The following is a 20,086-nucleotide window of genomic DNA, read 5'->3' on the forward strand; positions in this document are numbered from 1 at the left end:
TATCGTTTTATTCCTTATTTTCCAAGACAAAATTGTGAAAACAACTGGTTGATCAATCCGTCACTCGCTGTATCGCCGATAATTTCACCTAAAAACTCCCAGGTGCGTGTCACATCAATTTGCACAATATCCAGAGGCATTCCCAATTCCAGAGCTTCCATTGCATCTTCCAGTGCTTGTTTTGCCTGTTTGAGCAGCTGAATATGTCTTACATTGGAAACATACGTCATATCGCCAACATCTAAATCTCCTGAAAAGAAGGTACCAGCAATCGCAGCTTCTAATTCGTCGATTCCTTCCTCTTGTATTAAAGAAGTGGAAATAACAGGATGATCTCCTGCCAGCTGTTTCACTTGTTCCAAATCAAGCTGTTGCTCCAAATCTGTTTTATTAATAATGACAATGAATTCCAGTCCGCGTACGACCTCGAATAAAGCCAAATCCTCTTTCGTCAATGCATCATTATAGTTTAACACAAAAAGCACCAAATCCGATTCCATCAACGCTTGTCTGGACCGCTCCACACCAATTTTTTCAACAATATCCTCTGTTTCCCGGATTCCGGCCGTATCTACAAGCCGTAATGGCACGCCACGTACATTCACATATTCTTCAATAATATCCCTTGTTGTACCGGGAATATCTGTTACGATAGCTTTGTTTTCTTGAACAAGCGTATTCAGCAAGGAGGATTTCCCAACATTTGGTCTGCCAATAATGGCCGTCGCCAGTCCTTCACGCAATATTTTTCCTTGCTTGGCAACAGATAGCAATTCTTCAATTTCTGCATGCACGGCTTTTGTTTTTTCCCGCATCATTTCATGCGACATTTCCTCGACATCATCATATTCCGGGTAATCAATATTTACCTCTACATGAGCAACCGTTTCTAATAGAGATTGTCGATATTTCTGAATCAAACCGGATAGCCTTCCATCCATTTGCTTTAAAGCAACAGACATTGCTTTATCTGTTTTGGCACGAATTAGATCCATCACTGCTTCTGCCTGCGATAAATCAATTCGTCCATTAAGAAAAGCACGTTTTGTAAATTCGCCGGGCTCTGCGATACGTGCTCCTTTACCAAGGATGATATCCAACACACGATTGACCGCGACCATCCCACCATGGCAATTGATTTCAACAATATCCTCACGGGTAAATGTTTTCGGCGCACGCATTACCGAAAGCATGACTTCATCTGCAATCTCATTTGTCTCCGGATCCATCACTTTTCCATAATGAATGGTATGAGATTCCACTGCTTCTAAATCTTTCCCTTGAAACAATTCATTGGCAATTCGAATGGCATCTGGACCACTCAATCTCACAATTGCTATTGCACCTTCTCCAACCGGGGTTGAAATCGCCGTTATCGTATCTGTTTCCATCCCTGTCACCTCCAACACAAACCCTTCTATATGAAAAATTCACTATACGAATATTATCCACAAACTTTTTAATGTCACTAACATAATAGAATAACATAAAAAAAACGAAAAATAAACTTATCCACAATTGGAATTTTTGTCTTTTTTTATGGTGTTTTATCCACATGTGGATAATGAGATTTTTCATTTTCATAGACTATCCACAAAGCCTCTCTGTTTTAATGCGTTCGCAGCTGAGAACTTTTGTGAAAAGCAGATGTTGGTTTTGGGGCTTTTAAGATGGCGTATTTCCAGTCAACAAGAGTACACACGCTTATATTGGCATACCCTTTCCAATATGTGCTCTCCAAGGGTAAAAACAAGTTTAAAAAATTAAGTCTAAAATCAAAACCAGTTCACCATCACTGGCGAATAAAAAATATCATCCGGCTACAAAACTTGTTTTTGTAGCCGGATGATGTTTTAGCATAAACTCCCCATACATATTCAGTTGTTTTATACATTTTTGAAATGCTGAAATATTTAAATTAAGTGGCGAGGTGAGGGGTTTCCCTCTCACCTTCTAGTTGTTTGTGGCATCCTTATCCGTTCGGCGAAGGAAAGAGACTGAGACAATACTATTTCTATCCAAATCAAAAAACGACAATTAATACATTTCTATTTCCTGATTTTCTGAAAATAGGGAAATAGCCTTTTATATTAAACCGTTTCACAATAGGTCATTGCCGGAATAAAACCGATCATTAAACGAAAATATAATACAATTATTCGTGTTTCAGCTCATACAGATATTGGTTGAAACGGCAGGTGGTCGACTCCTGCGGGAGGAAGGCCTAGATAAGACCCCGCAAGGCGTAGCCTGAGGAGGCTTATCAGCCGCCCGCGGAAAGCGACCACCTAGAATGGAAGCCTTTTGCTCAAATTATAAAGTTTGGTTTTTGGAGCGCTCTTTTGAATTATGAAATTGTTTCAAATAAATGATCAAAATGGGGGTGTTTTTTCGTTATTCGTATTTGTATATTACAGGTTGAATGATAAAAAAACATAGAATAACCCATATACCAAACAGTATCATGTTAATTATACTATCTAGATTATATATTAAAATAATACTAGGTATGAAGAGAATAAGTGAAAAAACTAATTTTGATAAAAAAGTTGGTTTCATTTTTTTATTACAGTTGGAGCAATAGATTTTTTTTGGTTGCCTAAATATATCGATTGTTACACCGTTAATTTGATTACATTCAATGCATTTTATTTTTTTTTCAATATTATTTCCTCCAACTTTTTACTTCACTAGCAAAGTTTAAACCAAGTCCACTCCAGCTAGAAGTTTTACCATTAAATATATATCGATCGATTGTTATTTATATATTTATATTGGGGGGAAACACATACCGGGTTCTTGAACTTTTTTCGATGTTCTATATTGCTTTGTTTCCGTCTGTAAGAGTTTATTCAGCTTTGTAGAAGCTCGGATGTAGTACTTTTTTCTGCCGATACCACACTTAGGTTTAAAAATATCATGATAGTAGAAAAGCAAAAAATATTTATTGTTTTTTTTCATACTTTTCCCTTACATTCATTTGTTTTTTCCTCACTTTATTACTATTACTAATTCTACATATTCTACATATTTTTTTATTCTCCTTCATTTAATTACTATTTTTAAAAATTTCTTCTACGAGAATTGTCAGGGAATGCTATTAAGGATTAATGTCCAGTAAAAACGAAGGTGAAACGTGGGTTAGTATTAAAAATATATCGAAATACCTCGATAAATTCGAAGAAACACAGCATGGTTTTCAGTGGTACTTGGTTTCCTGTAATATTTTTCATCGTTTTTGGTGCAGGCTTAATATCTTTATCTTCATTAACAGTTCTTTTTTGTAAGGCTCAACAATTTCATTAAATCGTTCCAAATAAGACTTATCTTTAAGTGAAACTAATACATTATTTTCATGACTAAGTTCGTTATTTATATCGTCTTTTGTTGCCGATATTCTTTCGTCATTATGCTACCCAATCCCGCCGTAAATCACTTGTTGTTTTAATCCCTTCCATCCTGAAAATAGCATAACTCAACGTAAGCCCCCCGATCAAAGTAGATAAGCCAAGCATGGCACAAGAGATAATGAGCAGCTATTTGTTGGTACATGGTCTTATGTGGGATTGTTTGAGTGAGATTTTCTTGATTCAGAAGTACGTGAGTTGAATTTTTAAAGATGATTGGCGGATTTTTAACTTCGGCACCTGGTGAGTGTAGTTTTCAAATAGAATCAGCAAAATTTTTAACTCAAACACCTTTTGAGTGCAGTTTTACAATGGAATCAGCTAATTTTTTAACTCAAACACCTTTTGAGTGCAGTTTTACAATAGAATCAGCAAATTTTTTAACTCAAGCATCTTTTGAGTGCAGTTTTACAATAGAATCAGCAAATTTTTTAACTCAAGCATCTTTTAAGTGTAGTTTTCAAATGGAATCAGCTAATTTTTTGACTCAAACGACTGGTGAGTGCAGTTTCACCAAAGGATCAGCTAATTTTTTGACTCAAACACCTGGTGAGTGCAGTTTTCAAATGGAATCAGCTAATTTTTTAACTCAAACGACTGGTGAGTGAAGTTTCACCAAAGGATCAGCTAATTTTTTGACTCAAACACCTGGTGAGTGTAGTTTTCAAATAGAATCAGCAAATTTTTTAACTCAAACAACTGGTGAGTGCAGTTTCACCAAAGGATTAGCAGATTTTTTGACTCGGACCGACTGATTTTTCATTTGGGCAGTTTAAGGCTGCTTGTGTGATGCGCTCCGCTTCAAATGCAAGAGCTGCGGTGGTGATTGCTGCGGGGGTTGGTTTAACTATATAAAAAAGCCCCGGTTTCCCGAGGGCTTTTGTCGTTATGGTTTTATTACGATGTGGCGATGCGGTTCGACGCCATCGGAATAGGTGGTAACCTCACCTTTTTCCTGCAAAATACTATGGATGATCTTTCGCTCATATGCTGGCATCGGTTCTAAAGCAACCTTGCGCTGGATCCGCTTCGCTTTCTCCGCCATTCGAAGTCCTAAGCCTTCCAGTGTTTCACGGCGGCGCTCCCGATATCCTTCTGCATCAATGGTGACCGTATAATACTGTTCTCCATCTTTATTAACCGCAAGATGGACCAAATATTGCAATGCATTTAAGGTTTGACCACGCTTGCCAATCAATACTGCGATTTTTTCACCACTTAAATCAAAGGTAATGTGATTGCTGTCTACCGTCATATCAATTTGGGCTTCGACTCCCATATTTCGAATCACTTCGGTAATAAAGTTTTTCGCTTCTTCTACCTGATTCTTCTTGACGATGACTTTCACAATCGCGCGCTTGGATCCAAATACGCCAAGCAATCCCTTTTTGCCTTCATCAATAATATCTACTTCTACTTGGTCCCTGGTAGTATTCAACTGCTCTAGTGCTGATTGGACCGCTTCTTCAACCGTTTGCCCACTAGCAGTGACTTCTTTCACTTTTTGTCTCCTCCAGTACTGACATCTTTCATCATTGGTTTACGAATGAAAATCGTCTGTGCGACCATAAATACGTTACCTACTACCCAGTATAATGCTAATGCTGCTGGGAAAAATACTGCAAATACCCCGATCATGATTGGCATGACATACATCATAATCATCATCTGTGGGTTCTGCGCAGCTGGACTTCCAGCCATCATTAGTTTTTGTTGCAGGAATGTAGCCCCTGCTGCAATGATTGGTAAAATATAGAATGGATCTGGTGACCCAAGCTCAAACCATAGAAAGCTACCTTGTTTAATTGCCTCTGTACGCATAATTGCATGGTAAATTGCAATTAAAATTGGCATTTGAATAAATATCGGTAAACAACCTGCAAGCGGATTAACACCATGCTTTTGGAACAATGCCATCGTTTCTTGCTGCAGCTTCTGTTGTGTATTCGCATCTTTTGAACTGTACTTCTTCTGTATTTCCTTCAATTCAGGCTGAATATCCTGCATTGCTTTGGAGCTCTTCAATTGCTTCACGTTCAGCGGAAGCAAAATCAACCGAATAATGATCGTCACGACAACGATAGCCAAACCATAATTATTATGGAACAAATCGGAAAAGTACGTGATTAACCATGACATGGGATAAACAAAATACTTATTCCAAAAACCTGTACTCTCAGATGTTATCGGTACGTCAATTTGTGTACACCCAGATAAGAAAACAACCAATCCAATAAGGGCGACAACCAATAATACCTTTTTATTTCGAAACATACGCAAATTCTTTCCTCCTAACTCAGGACAAAAACCCGACATTAACTCTCTTCAGATCATGATGCGTAACGGCAATCCTATTCAATAAAGAACGATATTTACCCACATGTCCTATTCTATTTTTATATTAGCATTAAAGCAATAAAAGATTCTATTTTAATGACATTTTATTTTCTAATGAATAGCTTTTGTTTGGAAAGTAAATGGATAAGACTTTTTTTCATCTCATGAAAACCCATGTCTTTCGTTGGTTGACGGGCTATGATGATGATATCGTGACCTGGTTTTATTTGCTCCTCTAATTCATGAAAGGCTTGACGCAAATATCGTTTGATTTGGTTTCTTGTCACGGCATTACCTATTTTTTTCCCTACAGATAGACCGATTCTAAAATGTTCCAGCTCTTCATTTTTCATATAATAAATCACCAGCTGGCGATTGGCAAAGGATTTTCCTTTTTTAAACAACAGCTGAAATTCTTTATTGTCCTTTATGCGATAACCTTTTTTCATCCTATCACCTTTTACCCAAATTACCAGCAACCGCACCGTGTATGATGCTGCATATAATTGCTGAATAGCCAAAGGAAGCCACGACCAGTAAATTCACCGGGACGTGGCTCCTGATACAGGCTACGAACGCGACTATTAAAATGACACGTATGTACAACAACATGTCCAAATGTAGATCATGCAGACCTGCTTTATCATATGGCCGGTTCCACTGTATTCCGCTGTTTTAACGCATCATATTACCTCTATAAACTAGAAAAAAACCACTGACAACTCAGTGGCTTATGCAGATAATACTTTTCTTCCTTTACGGCGACGACGAGCCAAAACTTTGCGTCCGTTTTTCGTGCTCATGCGTGCACGGAAGCCGTGTACTTTTTTACGTTTGCGGTTATTTGGTTGAAATGTTCTTTTCATCTATCTTGCACCTCCCTGAGGGATCAAAAAATCCAGATTAAATCCTATCCAGTAGACAGTCCTTGTAATTATACTGAACGACCCTACCATCTGTCAACTTGTATTTTTGAGAAGGTCATCCAGTAGGAATTTGAATACATTTCACCCATACCAATTATTTCGGTATCCGATTCAATCACCATTTCTTAAATATCTGTTCTGTATTGCCAACCCCGATTATTCCCAGCTTATATCGTCGTAATCACTGGCCCATCCTTCGTTATAATAATCGTATGTTCATATTGTGCCACAGCACTTTCATTGGTTAAGAGCGTCCATCCATCTTCCGCTTGAAAAACGGTTTCTTCATATGTAGAAATAAACGGCTCAAAGGCAATGACCATACCATCTGTTAACCATTCATCATCCCATTTGGTGAAATAATTGAAAATATGTTCTGGTGCTTCATGGATGGAGCGACCGATACCATGTCCTGTGAGATCTTTGATAACGGTGAGACCGTGCTGCTTTGCTACTTGTTGTACTGCTTTTCCCAATGCACTCTTTCTCGCGCCAGGTTTTGCCAACTTTAGACCAGCATCAAAAGCCTCTTTCGCAACTTCACATATTTTATATAATATTGCTTCGCCTTCTCCGACAACAAAGGAAATACCAGTATCTGCAAAGTATCCATTTTTTGAACCGGAAACATCAATATTTACGATATCTCCTGCTTGGATGATCCGTTTCTTATTCGGTATGCCATGTGCTACTTCCTGATTAACGCTAATGCATGTATATCCTGGAAAATCATATTCTCCTTTTGGTGCTGATTGTGCTCCTGCTTTGTCGAACATTTCTTTTGCGATTTCATCCAGTTCTTTTGTGGACATACCTGGCTTTGTACAATCGACCAATTTATCTCGAATTTCTCCACAAATTTTCCCAATTTCTTTTAATCCTTTCCAATCTGCTTCCGTTTTTGCGATCATATTTTATCCCCACTTTTGATTCCATTTTTCTTAAGCATTTTCTTAAATCTATTTTTTTATCCTTTACCGATTTTTTATCCCGCATTTACAGCCGACAATTTTTGCCGACTTCGAATTTACAGGATCAAATTTTTATCATTCATTTTGGAGCTGCAAATAATTTTTCCGTCATTTTCTTTTTTGAATTTTTTTGGCGTTATTTTTGTCTATCTTTTTTATCCACAGTCAGATGTTTTTATATTTTATGCTATTTTTTATATCCACAACATCTATCGACAGGTTGCCCACAAATTCTACATATGTTTATAATTTTTGTCTACAGCTGTTGAATATTGTGGATAACTGTCAAACTACCGTTGCAAGCTTTGCTTTTTTTTGGTACGATTAATGTGTTTTAGTCTGTTGATAAGTGATTTCTATTTCATAGTTATTCACAGACTGTGGATAACCTGTGGACATCCTTTCACAGATCTGTTTAAGAACTTATCAACAAGATTGTGGATATTGCTGATAAATTCTTCAAAACGCGTTATAATCATTTATAAGTATCCACAGGCGAATAAAACGTGGTTTATTTTATCATCGACTTTTATTTTCTACATAACTAGCCGATCAAATGCTGTCCCGTTAAGATTAGATCGGGTTTTATAAGCATGTACCAAGCACTTAAATAGTTTTTTTCATCCTTTTCCATCTTTATATACTTTCCTATTTTAAAGATAGAAAAAGGTTTTTTTTTCTCAAAAAACAGCAGTGCAAGCAATAAAAAGATGCTTCGGCTCACGTATGTACCAAATGAATGCAAACAAATGTTACGGAGGCAGCTGTGTTTATTTTTTCATCAGCAACGCTCATCCGTATTTTAACAATCCATTTTTCGAGAGGGGTGAAATAATTTTGGAAAACATAAATGATTTATGGTCAGCAGCCTTAGAGAAAATTGAAGAACAAATTAGTAAACCCAGCTTTGATACATGGTTGAAAAATACGGAAGCAAAGTCACTGGAAGGAAATAAATTAACGGTTTCTGCACCGAATGAGTTTGCCCGTGATTGGTTGGAGGAACAGTACACTGAATTAATTGGTGATGTTCTAACTGAATTGACCGGAGCAGAGTTGATTACGAGGTTTGTTATTCCTGAATCTGTTAAAGAAGATAAAGATATTAAGCCTGCACCAAAAACGATGAAAAATATTACAGGAAACCAAGTACCACCGAAAACCATGCTGAATCCGAAATATACATTCGACACATTTGTTATCGGATCCGGTAACCGTTTTGCACATGCGGCTTCCTTGGCTGTTGCAGAAGCTCCAGCACAGGCATATAATCCGTTATTTATTTATGGTGGTGTAGGACTCGGAAAAACGCATTTGATGCATGCAATTGGCCATTATGTCCGAGAGCATGATAAGGATGCGAATGTCGTTTATCTATCATCGGAAAAATTTACGAATGAATTTATTAATGCCATCATGGATAATAAAACCATTAATTTTCGTAATAAATACCGTAATGTAGATGTGCTGCTGATTGACGACATCCAGTTTATTGCTGGGAAAGAGTCGACCCAGGAAGAATTTTTCCATACTTTTAATGCATTGCATGATGAAAATAAGCAAATTATTATCTCGAGTGACCGACCACCAAAGGAAATTCCGACCTTGGAGGACCGCTTGCGTTCACGCTTTGAGTGGGGGTTGATCACAGATATTACGCCACCTGATTTGGAGACTCGGATTGCTATTTTAAGTAAAAAGGCAAAAGCAGAGGGATTAGATATTCCAAATGAAGTCATGCTTTATATTGCGAACCAGATCGACACGAATATTCGTGAGCTGGAAGGCGCCTTAATCCGTGTGGTTGCTTATTCATCACTTGTTAACCAGGATATTGATGCTGCCCTTGCTGCAGATGCATTAAAGGATATTATTCCAAGCAATAAGCCAAAAGTAATTACGATCCAAACGATTCAGGAGCTTGTTAGTGATAAGTATCATATTAAGCTCGATGATATGCTTGCTAAGAAAAGAACACAGTCCATCGCATTCCCGAGACAGATTGCGATGTATCTTTCCAGAGAAATGACAGATTCCTCCTTACCTAAAATTGGTGGGGAATTCGGTGGAAGGGATCATACGACGGTTATCCATGCCCATGAAAAAATCTCTAAAATGATTGAAAATGATCCTGTTTTCAGCAAAGATATCGATGAAATAATGGAAGAACTTAAATCACTGTAAAAGTCATCCACATGTGAATAGTGAGAATAAGTTGTACCATCCATCAACAGGTTATCCACATGTTGATAACCTTGCAATATATTCATTAATAATAGTTATCCACAAATCCACAGCGCTTACTATTATTATTACTGGTTTTTTTATAAAAATAATAAATAATATACTATTGGCAGGAGGATATTCATCCATGAAATTTATTATTCAGCGGGATACGTTGATTTCAAGTGTACAGGATGTCATGAAGGCTGTTTCTCCAAGAACGGCAATCCCAATTTTGACAGGTATTAAACTGGTAGCAAAACAACATGGAATAACATTAACAGGTAGTGATTCTGATATTTCAATTGAATCTTACATACCAGCAGAATCAGATGGCATCGTATATGTGGAAGATATTGAAGAAGGAAGTATTGTTTTACAGGCACGTTACTTTCCAGATATTATTCGTAAGCTTCCTGAAAAAACAGTTGAAATCCATGTCGATGATCAGTTAAAGGTAACGATTCGATCTGGAAACGCGGAATATAACTTAAATGGTCTGGATGCAGAAGAATATCCACAGCTTCCGCAGGTGAATACGGATGATAGCTTTGATATGCCAATAGATTTACTAAAAGGTATGATCAAACAGACTGTTTTTGCTGTATCCACGATGGAAACACGCCCGATTCTAACAGGGGTAAATATTAGCTTGGAAAATGGCGAATTGCATTTCACGGCAACAGATAGCCATCGACTTGCATCTCGTAAACTGCCGATTTCTAGTACAAGCTTAAGCTTTTCTAATATTGTTGTTCCTGGAAAGAGCTTAAATGAGCTGAATAAAATTTTAAATGACAATGAAGAAACGGTAGAAATCAGTGTAACCAATAATCAAATTCTTTTCCGTACGAAGCATTTAAATTTTCTATCCAGATTATTGGATGGAACGTATCCGGAAACTTCCAGATTGATTCCAGAACAAAGCAAAACAACGATTAAAGCTCATACAAAAAATTTAATTCACACCATCGACCGTGCATCTTTATTGGCTCGGGAGGAAAGTGGAAATATTGTACGCCTGGCAACAAAAGGTGGCGAGCTGTTGGAAATTACAAGTAACTCACCTGAAATTGGTCAAGTAACAGAGGATTTGAATGTGCATGCCATTGATGGGGAAGAATTAAAAATCTCTTTTAATTCCAAGTATATGCTTGATGCACTTCGGGCCATTGATGCAGAAGATGTTCGAATTGAATTTACTGGTGCTATGCGCCCATTCATTATTCGTCCGGAAAACGGAGAAGCGATCTTGCAGCTTATCCTACCTGTTCGGACGTACTAAATGTAACTCAAATTAAAACTGCCATTGTCAGCATGAAATATTGTTGGCAAGGCAGTTTTATTTTTTTTATTGAAATCATACGCATTTTTTCTTCTGACCAATGTAAAAAAACTTCACTTTTTAAGTAAATATCCTGTTTAAAGATAATTTCAGACGTATTTAAGCGCTTTTCGGATAAATAAGGGGGAAAGCTTCCCTAAACACCAAAACTTTAGTAAAATAGGTTTAAGGGCTTTTTTAAGAGCTGAATTTGCACAGTGAATAATTTACGTTAAATAAATCATGGATAAGTGAACTGTCGTATCAAAGATGTTCATTCAATTGATAACAATGGTTCTGAATATAAAAAAAGAAGCTGGTGAGCAGCATGAATGAAAAAGTAGAAATTGATACAGCGTACATTACGCTTGGTCAATTGATTAAACTTGCAAATATACTGGAATCTGGTGGTATGGTTAAAGGCTTTTTACAGGAGCAGGGCGTGCTTGTTAATGAGGAGCAAGAGCATCGTCGCGGCCGAAAGCTATATCCGGGAGATGTCGTAACAGTAGATGGTGTTGGATCCTATATCGTTTCGGCAAAGGGCGGATAATGGCAGCCACTATCTATCCGATGTCCGTAAAATTTCTGAACCGAATGCAGCCTTTTTCGAATAAGTGGAGGAGATTGCATCGTTGTTTTGTAATGAGGAATAGACATGCATATTGAACAATTACAGCTGAAACATTTTCGGAATTATGAATCACTTGATATTTCGTTTGCGGATAAAGTGAATGTCATTATTGGCGAAAATGCACAGGGAAAAACAAATTTGATGGAAGCAATCCATCTATTGGCTTTTACCAAGTCCCACCGAACATCCAAGGAAAGGGAATTGATTCAATGGGACACAGAGTTTGCCAAAATTGAAGGCAGGTTGCTCAAACGAAATCGCAGCTTTCCGTTAGAAGTCATTATTTCTTCCAAAGGGAAAAAGGCAAAGCTCAATCGTATGGAGCAAAGGCGTTTAAGTGACTATATCGGTACATTAAATGTTGTCATGTTTGCACCGGAGGACCTGTCACTTGTGAAAGGCCCCCCGCAAATACGAAGAAGATTTATCGATATGGAACTTGGACAAATCCAACCACGCTATATTTATCATTTGGCACAATATCAACGAATTCTACGTCAACGCAATCATTTACTCAAACAATTGCAACGCAGGCGATCAGATGATAAGACGATGCTACATGTGCTTACAGAACAATTATTGGAACATGCGGCAACGATATTAGAGCGGCGTTTTTTATTTTTGGAGCTACTGCGAAAATGGGCAATCCCCATTCATTTTGAAATTAGCAGGGGATTGGAACAGCTGGAAATCCGCTATGCACCTACTATTGAGGTATTAGAAGATGCCAATGCGGAGAAAATAGAAATGATGTACTTGCAGAAATTTCATGAATTGGAAGAAAAAGAAATTGAACGTGGAACGACTTTAGTAGGACCACATCGCGATGATTTACTATTTTTCGTAAATCAAAAAAACGTCCAAACCTATGGATCACAGGGACAGCAGCGGACAACTGCACTTTCCCTCAAGCTCGCGGAAATCGAGTTGATTCATAATGAGGTTGGTGAATACCCCGTACTGCTATTGGATGATGTACTTAGTGAACTGGATGATTATCGACAGTCCCACTTGTTAGACACCATTCAAGGAAAGGTTCAAACCTTTGTTTCCACTACGAGTGTAGATGGTATCGATCATGAAACGCTAAAGCAGGCCGAACTGTACCGGGTGCGGGACGGAAAAATCGAACTGTAGGCTGATGTGGGAGGAACACATGTTTATTCATATTGGAAATGGAAATGTCATTCGTACAAGTACGATCATTTCAATTATTGACCGACAAATCATATCTTCCTCGATTACGATGGAAGAATGGATCATAAATAATGAAAAAAACCTTAAAGGATCAAAGACAAAAGCGAAATCAATCGTCATTACGGAGGATTTCATTTACTATAGTCCGCTATCTGTACCAACTTTAAAAAAGCGGGCAAGCATGATTTCAACAATAAGCAAACTTGCGGATTATTCCGATGATCTTGATCTGGAGTAATGCTGCAGGAGAATTGTAGGTGGGATAATGGCAATGGAAGAGATGAACAATCAAGAAACATATAATGCCGATCAGATTCAGGTGCTGGAAGGTTTAGAAGCGGTTAGAAAAAGACCAGGAATGTATATCGGTTCAACAAGTGCCAGAGGATTGCACCATCTTGTCTGGGAGATTGTGGATAACAGTATTGATGAGGCATTAGCTGGTTACTGCAGTCATATTCAAGTCATTATTGAAAAGGACAATAGCATTACCGTCAAGGATGATGGCCGTGGTATTCCAGTTGATATTCAGCATGCAACGGGTAAGCCTGCAGTTGAAGTCATTATGACCGTGCTCCATGCCGGTGGTAAATTCGGCGGCGGGGGTTACAAGGTATCGGGTGGTCTGCATGGTGTAGGTGCATCTGTTGTAAACGCCCTGTCAACGAAATTGGAAGTATTCGTCCATCGGGATGGTAAGATACACCATATTGCTTTTTCACGTGGAGATCTAGTTAAACCACTGGAAGTTGTTGGAGAAACAGATGTCACCGGGACGGTAACACATTTCACTCCGGATCCGGAAATCTTTACGGAAAGCCAAGAATACGATGCAGAAATTTTATCAAAACGTATTCGTGAGCTTGCGTTTTTGAATAAAGGTTTAAAAATCTCACTCGAAGATAAGCGTACAGATGAAGAGCCATTAACCTTCCACTATGAGGGTGGAATTAGCTCTTATGTTGAATATATTAACCGTTCGAAGGAAGTATTGCATGAGCCATTTTTCACTGAGGGCGAGGATCAGGACATTATTATCGATGTTGCCCTGCAATACAATGACGGCTTTGCCAGCAATATTTATTCCTTCGCCAATAATATTAATACCCATGAAGGAGGAACCCATGAATTTGGATTCCGTACGGCATTGACAAGGGTCATTAATGATTATGCACGAAAGAGTAATTTATTTAAGGAAACGGATGCCAATTTAACTGGAGATGATGTCCGCGAAGGGATTACTGCCATCATTTCGATTAAACATCCGGATCCGCAATTTGAAGGACAGACGAAAACAAAGCTTGGTAATAGTGAGGTCCGTGCTGTAACAGATTCTGTTTTCAGTGAAGCCTTTTCCAAGTATTTATTTGAAAATCCGACAATCGGAAAAACAATCGTTGAAAAAGGGCTGATGGCATCACGTGCGCGTGCAGCTGCGAAAAAAGCACGTGATTTAACACGCCGTAAGAGTGCTTTGGAAATATCTAATTTGCCGGGTAAATTGGCGGATTGTTCGTCAAGAAATCCAGAGATTAGTGAATTGTATATCGTGGAGGGGGACTCTGCGGGTGGTTCTGCCAAGCAGGGTCGTGACCGACATTTTCAGGCTATTCTACCATTAAGAGGTAAAATCTTAAACGTAGAAAAAGCGCGTTTGGACAAGATTTTATCGAATAACGAAATTCGCACGATTATTACAGCATTAGGTACAGGGATTGCAGATGATTTTGATATTACGAAAGCTCGCTACCATAAAATCGTGATTATGACGGATGCGGACGTAGATGGTGCGCATATTAGAACCTTGTTATTAACGTTCTTCTATCGTTTTATGCGGCCATTGGTTGAAAATGGCTACGTCTATATTGCCCAGCCGCCACTTTATAAGGTTCAGCAAGGAAAGGCAGCTTATTATGCGTATGATGATAAGGATTTAGACCGGATTTTAGCAGAGATTCCAAAGGCTCCGAAGCCAGGACTTCAACGCTATAAAGGTCTCGGTGAGATGGATGCAACCCAACTATGGGAAACGACGATGGCGCCGGAATCCCGTACGCTCCTGCGCGTAGATCTTGTAGATGCGATGGAGGCAGACCAAATTTTTGATGTATTGATGGGTGACAAAGTAGAGCCACGCCGGAACTTTATCGAAGAAAACGCCCAGTATGTTAAGAATCTAGACGTGTAAACCATTTACGCATAAATGTCTTATCAGATTGATTGGAAATAGAATGCTATAAGTGCTTGTTTGTTTTTATTAGGAGGGTAACAGAATGGCCGATCAGGAACGTCAAAATGTTCAAGATATTAATATTAGTGATGAGATCCGCACGTCTTTCCTAGATTATGCAATGAGTGTTATTGTATCGCGTGCATTGCCGGATGTCCGAGATGGACTCAAGCCGGTGCACCGCCGGATTTTATATGCTATGAATGATTTGGGAATGCATGCGGATAAAGCATATAAGAAATCTGCCCGTATTGTTGGGGAAGTTATTGGTAAGTATCACCCACATGGTGACTATGCCGTTTATGAGGCAATGGTACGAATGGCGCAGGATTTTAGTTACCGTAATATGCTCGTAGATGGGCATGGTAACTTTGGATCGGTTGACGGGGACTCCGCTGCTGCGATGCGTTATACAGAAGCAAGAATGTCCAAGATTTCCATGGAGCTGCTTCGGGATATTAACAAGGATACGATTGATTATCAGGATAACTATGATGGAGCGGAGCGGGAGCCGGTCGTGTTTCCAGCCCGTTTTCCGAACTTGCTTGTTAATGGTGCAGCCGGAATTGCAGTTGGTATGGCGACCAATATTCCACCGCATAATTTAGGGGAAACGATTGATGCTGTATTGGCTGTGAGTAAGAATCCGGAGATTACGATTGATGAGTTGATGGAGGAATACATTCATGGCCCGGATTTCCCTACTGCTGGTCAGATATTGGGAAGAAGTGGTATTCGTCGAGCTTATGAAACTGGAAAAGGAACCATTACGGTTCGAGCCAAAGTCGATATTGAAGAAGAAAAGAATGGCAAGTCCACTATTATCGTGACAGAGTTACCTTATCAGGTGAATAAAGCGAAATTAATTGAACGAATTGCGGAGCATGTACGGGAAAAACGTATTGAAGGTATTACTGATCTTCGTGACGAATCAGACCGTACGGGTATGCGAATTGTCATGGAATTACGTCGTGATGTGAATGCCAATGTCGTGTTAAATAATTTATATAAATATACAGCATTGCAAACAACCTTTGGTATCAATATGCTGGCACTTGTTGATGGACAGCCTAAAGTATTGACAATTAAGCAATGTCTGGAGCATTATTTAGATCACCAGATTGAAATCATTAAACGCCGGACTGCATTTGAATTGCGCCGTGCAGAGGCCCGTGCTCATATTTTGGAAGGGTTACGTATTGCACTGGATCATCTGGATGAAGTAATTGCTTTAATCCGTAATTCCAAAACGGCAGAAATTGCTAGAAATGGTTTGATGGAGCGTTTCTCTCTTTCTGAAAAACAAGCACAGGCAATTCTGGATATGCGTTTACAGCGTTTGACAGGTTTAGAGCGGGAAAAAATCGAAGAAGAATATGCCGAGCTTGTTAAATTAATTGCTGAATTAAAGGCTATTCTAGCAGATGAAGAAAAGGTACTTGAAATTATTCGTGAAGAACTGATGGAAATTAAAGAACGTTATGGGGATTCACGCCGTACTGAAATTATGAGTGGCGGGTTGGATTTCATCGAGGACGAGGATTTAATTCCAGAAGAGAATATTGTCATTACCCTTACACATCAGGGCTATATCAAGCGTTTGCCGTCAAACACGTATCGGACACAGCGTCGCGGTGGTCGCGGTATTCAAGGGATGGGAACAAATGAAGATGATTTTGTGGAACATCTCGTTTCAACATCCACCCATGATACGATTCTTTTCTTCTCCAATAAAGGAAAGGTCTACCGATTGCGCGGCTTTGAAATACCAGAATTCAGCCGGACTGCTAAAGGAATTCCGATTATCAATTTGCTGCAAATTGAAAAAGGTGAATGGATCAATGCGGTCATTTCTGTCAATGAATTCCGTGACGATACGTATTTCTTCTTTACAACCAAGCATGGTATTTCGAAACGAACCCAAGTATCGCAATTCGCTAACATTCGTAAGGGCGGCTTGATTGCAGTTGGGTTACGTGACGAGGATGAGCTAATTTCTGTTCGTCTGACAGATGGCCATAAAGATATTATTATCGCAACGAAATTTGGATATATTATTCGTTTCCCAGAGGATGAAGCAAGATCAATGGGAAGAACCGCAGCAGGTGTACGCGGAATTTCCTTACGTGAGGGAGACGAGGTCGTTTCCATGGAAATCCTAGATCCTGGTCTGCAAGTATTGCATGTGACGAATAAAGGTGTTGGAAAACGGACACCAGAGGATCAATATCGAATCACTAGACGTGGTGGTAAAGGAATCTTTACTTGTAAGCTGACGGAAGAGACGGGTCATGTCGTTGCCGTGAAGGCAGTAACGGGTGAAGAGGATATTATGCTTATTACCGTTGCCGGCGTGCTCATTCGAATTCCTGTCGAAGGTATTTCCCAAACAGGTAGAAATACACAAGGGGTCCGTCTGATTCGCTTACAGGATGGCGAAGAGGTTGCTACGGTTGCGAAGATTGATCATGAAGACGAAGAAGAGGAAGAAGTACAACAACAGGATGAAAGTATACCAGAAAATGATGAAACAGCATCTGAAGCAGATTCTGATTCAGAAGCATAAAATCGGTGGCTTAACACCCATTTGTTAATCATTTATTTGCAGGTGGCTCAGGGGGAACTGTATTCCGATTGGGTCACCTGTTTTTCCATCGGGGGGGAATTCCAATGCGTGTAGCTACAAATCAATTGGTGCCTGGATGTATTGTTTTACATGATGTGAAGGGAAAAACAAAGCATCCGATGATTCTGAAACAGACTGTGTTAACGGAAGAACATATTTCTATGCTGCAGTTTTTCTTAGTGGATGCAGTAGAGGTATCACATACCCTTGCGTCCGGCAGTAAATTTTCACCGGAACAGGTACTGGAAAAAAAGCCAAAAACGCCATTAACGCAGAAGGATCATCCAGCAGATTGGCCACTGGCTGAACATATCGCAACTATAGAGACCCGTTTTCAAAAAATATTTTCCAGCTGGCAAGGTAATTTACCAATCGATTTATATGCTGTTCGAGAATTGATCGTTCCGTTGCTGGAGCGACAATCAGAAATTGAGGCAGAACTATATCTTTTACATACGTATCAAACATCGAAGAATTATATTGTCTTTCATAGCACTGCTTCAGCAGCACTTTCCGCTTATATTGCTAATAAACTTGGCTATCCAAAACAGGAATGGATTCAAATTGGACTTGCTGCCATGCTCAAGGATGCCGGAATGGCAAAGGGTGATGGGAAAATGTTAACGAAGTCTGAAGCCCTACATCCTGTAGAACAGGAGCAGCTGCAGCGTCATCCAAGCCATTCCTATCGAATGGTTGAATCATTACCAGCGTTGACAGATAAGGCTAAATTAGCTATTCTGCAGCATCATGAGCGCTTGGATGGCAGTGGCTATCCACTTGGTCTTGTTGGGCATAAAATACATTCCTATAGTCGAATTCTAGCGGTTGCAGATAGCTATTTAGCCATGGTCAGTGATAGACCATATAAAAAAGGACAATCTGTTTTTACCGTAATGGAGGAACTGGTGAAAGACCAATATTCCAAATTTGAAGCAGATAAGGTACAAGTCATTATCAAAGCCTTGACCAATCATTTAGTTGGTAAACATGTAGTGTTATCAGATCAGCGTGAGGCGGAAATTGTGTATTTCAATGAAAAACAGCCAGCGTTGCCAATTGTTCGGGTTACTGGTGAACAGGAATTGGTTACTTTGACAAAAGAAAAGGATTTGTCTGTTGCTAAGCTATTAGACTAAATGGCAATATGTCGCTCCCACAGCATTTTACCAAGTAGGAGCGGCATTTTTTTAGCAGTTGTATTCATGAACTGAATGATTAATGGGTATTCTAAATCTGTCTTTGTATTGACTAATTCCCCCCACCATTCTGCTTCATATCTACTTAGCATGCTTAGGTTGTAGAGGAGTAAATAATGAATGAGCACCTCGGAAATGGGGAGATAATCATCACGTTCAACGGGAAAAAAGATACGTCCATCCTGGTGAATGAAAAAAGCTCCCTGTTCTTCTACGAGCGGTTCGGTTAGGTAGAGCTTCAGATCACTCGATGTTTGATCGATGGAAGCTGTGGCAGGCAGATGCATTTGAATCCGTTGTATAAATGCATTAGCTGTTAGATGGTAGGTATCCAATAGCTGCAATGGAAAGGATAATGTCCTGCTCTCGCGTGTGTTGCCAACAGCTACCATACTTTTCTTTCCTTCGAGGTGAAATAATGGCGCCAGTTCGGGAACTAGCCGAAACAGCCTTTGCATGGATATTTTTTCAAAGGATAGCTGTCGCATGGAAAAAAGATGTTCTGCAATATAAGGAAATAGGCCGTGAAGCTGTGGACGAACCTCATCCTGTAAAAAGGTATAGGATTTCTTTTTTCGTTTTCTGGCAGACACCCCATGGGCAAGCATGGCAGTTGTTTCCGGATAAAATGGTCGCCTTGTGAGCAGGACGGCCTTTAATAAATGGACCATGCCATAAAAAAGTAAAATCGGCTGGATCAATGGCTTGGTTGTTTGCGCTTGCTGATAAAATTCATGTGCGTGGGCAAGCTCATGCATAAAGGGAGTGCAGTTTTCATAGCTTTTTGCTTCGGCATCAATATTTGGAAGTTTTTCATAGCAGCCTTGTAAATAATGACGTGCAGTTTGATGAGAATGAAGATAATGATATAGGTTTTGAATGGTGTCTAATTGCATCATGTCCACCTTTCCAACTATGCAAAGATTTTGAAAGTATTTACTTTTGAATTACATGCTTAATTGATTGAAAAATCGATATGAATCACGTAAAGTATTAACAATAGATTTTTCTA

16 protein-coding genes are annotated in these 20,086 nt (G+C 39.2%); 9 read left to right on the top strand and 7 right to left on the bottom strand.

Going from position 1 to position 20,086, the window contains the following annotated elements; translation table 11 throughout:
* Positions 1-14 precede the first annotated feature (14 nt).
* The gene (gene mnmE / locus DX933_RS01700) at positions 15-1,391 is read right to left on the bottom strand and encodes a tRNA uridine-5-carboxymethylaminomethyl(34) synthesis GTPase MnmE (RefSeq protein WP_123314752.1); all 1,377 of its coding nucleotides are present in this window, start codon (positions 1,389-1,391) and stop codon (positions 15-17) included.
* A gap of 2,228 nt (positions 1,392-3,619) precedes the next feature.
* On the opposite strand from mnmE, the gene DX933_RS01705 reads away from it, so the two are divergent.
* The gene (locus tag DX933_RS01705; RefSeq protein ID WP_123314753.1) at positions 3,620-4,015 is read left to right on the top strand and encodes a hypothetical protein; all 396 of its coding nucleotides are present in this window, start codon (positions 3,620-3,622) and stop codon (positions 4,013-4,015) included.
* Between the two features lie 278 nt (positions 4,016-4,293).
* Here the strand turns inward: DX933_RS01705 and jag are convergent, their stop codons facing one another.
* From jag to map, 5 genes are all read right to left on the bottom strand, one after another.
* The gene (gene jag / locus DX933_RS01710; protein ID WP_123314754.1) at positions 4,294-4,908 is read right to left on the bottom strand and encodes an RNA-binding cell elongation regulator Jag/EloR; all 615 of its coding nucleotides are present in this window, start codon (positions 4,906-4,908) and stop codon (positions 4,294-4,296) included.
* A complete protein-coding gene (spoIIIJ, locus tag DX933_RS01715) occupies positions 4,905-5,681 on the bottom strand; it encodes a YidC family membrane integrase SpoIIIJ (protein WP_123314801.1) in 777 nt (258 codons plus the stop codon). The genes jag and spoIIIJ overlap by 4 nt, the downstream gene beginning before the upstream one ends.
* A 167-nt stretch (positions 5,682-5,848) precedes the next feature.
* Positions 5,849-6,193 (bottom strand): ribonuclease P protein component, encoded by a 345-nt coding sequence (rnpA, locus tag DX933_RS01720; RefSeq protein WP_123314802.1) that lies wholly within the window; start codon positions 6,191-6,193, stop codon positions 5,849-5,851.
* A gap of 282 nt (positions 6,194-6,475) precedes the next feature.
* Positions 6,476-6,610 carry a 50S ribosomal protein L34 gene (rpmH, locus tag DX933_RS01725; RefSeq protein WP_010094630.1) on the bottom strand — a complete coding sequence of 45 codons (135 nt, stop codon included), beginning with the start codon at positions 6,608-6,610 and terminating at the stop codon, positions 6,476-6,478.
* Between the two features lie 227 nt (positions 6,611-6,837).
* Positions 6,838-7,581, bottom strand: coding sequence for a type I methionyl aminopeptidase (gene map / locus DX933_RS01730; RefSeq protein WP_123314755.1), 744 nt, complete (start codon positions 7,579-7,581; stop codon positions 6,838-6,840).
* Between the two features lie 897 nt (positions 7,582-8,478).
* Here map and dnaA point away from each other — a divergent pair.
* The 8 genes from dnaA (at position 8,479) to DX933_RS01770 (ending at position 19,014) form a co-directional block, all read left to right on the top strand.
* Entirely contained in the window at positions 8,479-9,825 is a 1,347-nt protein-coding gene (gene dnaA / locus DX933_RS01735) for a chromosomal replication initiator protein DnaA (protein WP_123314756.1), read from the top strand.
* Positions 9,826-10,012: 187 nt separating this feature from the next.
* Positions 10,013-11,149 (top strand): DNA polymerase III subunit beta, encoded by a 1,137-nt coding sequence (gene dnaN / locus DX933_RS01740; RefSeq protein ID WP_123314757.1) that lies wholly within the window; start codon positions 10,013-10,015, stop codon positions 11,147-11,149.
* Positions 11,150-11,516: 367 nt separating this feature from the next.
* Positions 11,517-11,741, top strand: coding sequence for a S4 domain-containing protein YaaA (gene yaaA, locus DX933_RS01745; RefSeq protein WP_123314758.1), 225 nt, complete (start codon positions 11,517-11,519; stop codon positions 11,739-11,741).
* A 105-nt stretch (positions 11,742-11,846) separates the two neighbouring features.
* Positions 11,847-12,959: a DNA replication/repair protein RecF gene (gene recF, locus DX933_RS01750; protein WP_123314759.1), complete on the top strand. Its 1,113-nt coding sequence runs from the start codon at positions 11,847-11,849 to the stop codon at positions 12,957-12,959.
* A 19-nt stretch (positions 12,960-12,978) separates the two neighbouring features.
* Positions 12,979-13,257 (top strand): extracellular matrix regulator RemB, encoded by a 279-nt coding sequence (gene remB / locus DX933_RS01755; protein WP_123314760.1) that lies wholly within the window; start codon positions 12,979-12,981, stop codon positions 13,255-13,257.
* Positions 13,258-13,299: 42 nt separating this feature from the next.
* Complete coding sequence (gene gyrB, locus DX933_RS01760; protein ID WP_397315676.1) at positions 13,300-15,207, top strand: DNA topoisomerase (ATP-hydrolyzing) subunit B; 1,908 nt, start codon at positions 13,300-13,302, stop codon at positions 15,205-15,207.
* An 85-nt stretch (positions 15,208-15,292) separates the two neighbouring features.
* Positions 15,293-17,815 (top strand): DNA gyrase subunit A, encoded by a 2,523-nt coding sequence (gene gyrA / locus DX933_RS01765; RefSeq protein WP_123314762.1) that lies wholly within the window; start codon positions 15,293-15,295, stop codon positions 17,813-17,815.
* A gap of 104 nt (positions 17,816-17,919) precedes the next feature.
* Complete coding sequence (locus DX933_RS01770; RefSeq protein ID WP_123314763.1) at positions 17,920-19,014, top strand: HD-GYP domain-containing protein; 1,095 nt, start codon at positions 17,920-17,922, stop codon at positions 19,012-19,014.
* On the opposite strand, the gene DX933_RS01775 is transcribed toward DX933_RS01770, so the two are convergent.
* Positions 19,011-19,973, bottom strand: coding sequence for a YaaC family protein (locus tag DX933_RS01775; protein ID WP_223805842.1), 963 nt, complete (start codon positions 19,971-19,973; stop codon positions 19,011-19,013). The two genes, DX933_RS01770 and DX933_RS01775, sit on opposite strands and share 4 nt — an antisense overlap.
* Positions 19,974-20,086 lie beyond the last annotated feature (113 nt).

Origin of the sequence: Ornithinibacillus gellani, assembly GCF_003730295.1 — a bacterium.
GTDB lineage: Bacteria > Bacillota > Bacilli > Bacillales > Amphibacillaceae > Ornithinibacillus_A > Ornithinibacillus_A gellani.

What these genes read in the sequence shown, in the direction of transcription:
- remB (WP_123314760.1), top strand. Translation starts at nt 12,979, where the DNA reads ATGTTTATTCATATTGGAAATGGAAATGTCATTCGTACAAGTACGATC.
- spoIIIJ (WP_123314801.1), bottom strand. Translation starts at nt 5,681, where the DNA reads ATGTTTCGAAATAAAAAGGTATTATTGGTTGTCGCCCTTATTGGATTG.
- mnmE (WP_123314752.1), bottom strand. Translation starts at nt 1,391, where the DNA reads ATGGAAACAGATACGATAACGGCGATTTCAACCCCGGTTGGAGAAGGT.
- DX933_RS01770 (WP_123314763.1), top strand. Translation starts at nt 17,920, where the DNA reads ATGCGTGTAGCTACAAATCAATTGGTGCCTGGATGTATTGTTTTACAT.
- dnaN (WP_123314757.1), top strand. Translation starts at nt 10,013, where the DNA reads ATGAAATTTATTATTCAGCGGGATACGTTGATTTCAAGTGTACAGGAT.
- rnpA (WP_123314802.1), bottom strand. Translation starts at nt 6,193, where the DNA reads ATGAAAAAAGGTTATCGCATAAAGGACAATAAAGAATTTCAGCTGTTG.
- gyrB (WP_397315676.1), top strand. Translation starts at nt 13,300, where the DNA reads ATGAACAATCAAGAAACATATAATGCCGATCAGATTCAGGTGCTGGAA.
- recF (WP_123314759.1), top strand. Translation starts at nt 11,847, where the DNA reads ATGCATATTGAACAATTACAGCTGAAACATTTTCGGAATTATGAATCA.
- gyrA (WP_123314762.1), top strand. Translation starts at nt 15,293, where the DNA reads ATGGCCGATCAGGAACGTCAAAATGTTCAAGATATTAATATTAGTGAT.
- yaaA (WP_123314758.1), top strand. Translation starts at nt 11,517, where the DNA reads ATGAATGAAAAAGTAGAAATTGATACAGCGTACATTACGCTTGGTCAA.
- map (WP_123314755.1), bottom strand. Translation starts at nt 7,581, where the DNA reads ATGATCGCAAAAACGGAAGCAGATTGGAAAGGATTAAAAGAAATTGGG.
- DX933_RS01705 (WP_123314753.1), top strand. Translation starts at nt 3,620, where the DNA reads ATGATTGGCGGATTTTTAACTTCGGCACCTGGTGAGTGTAGTTTTCAA.
- DX933_RS01775 (WP_223805842.1), bottom strand. Translation starts at nt 19,973, where the DNA reads ATGATGCAATTAGACACCATTCAAAACCTATATCATTATCTTCATTCT.
- rpmH (WP_010094630.1), bottom strand. Translation starts at nt 6,610, where the DNA reads ATGAAAAGAACATTTCAACCAAATAACCGCAAACGTAAAAAAGTACAC.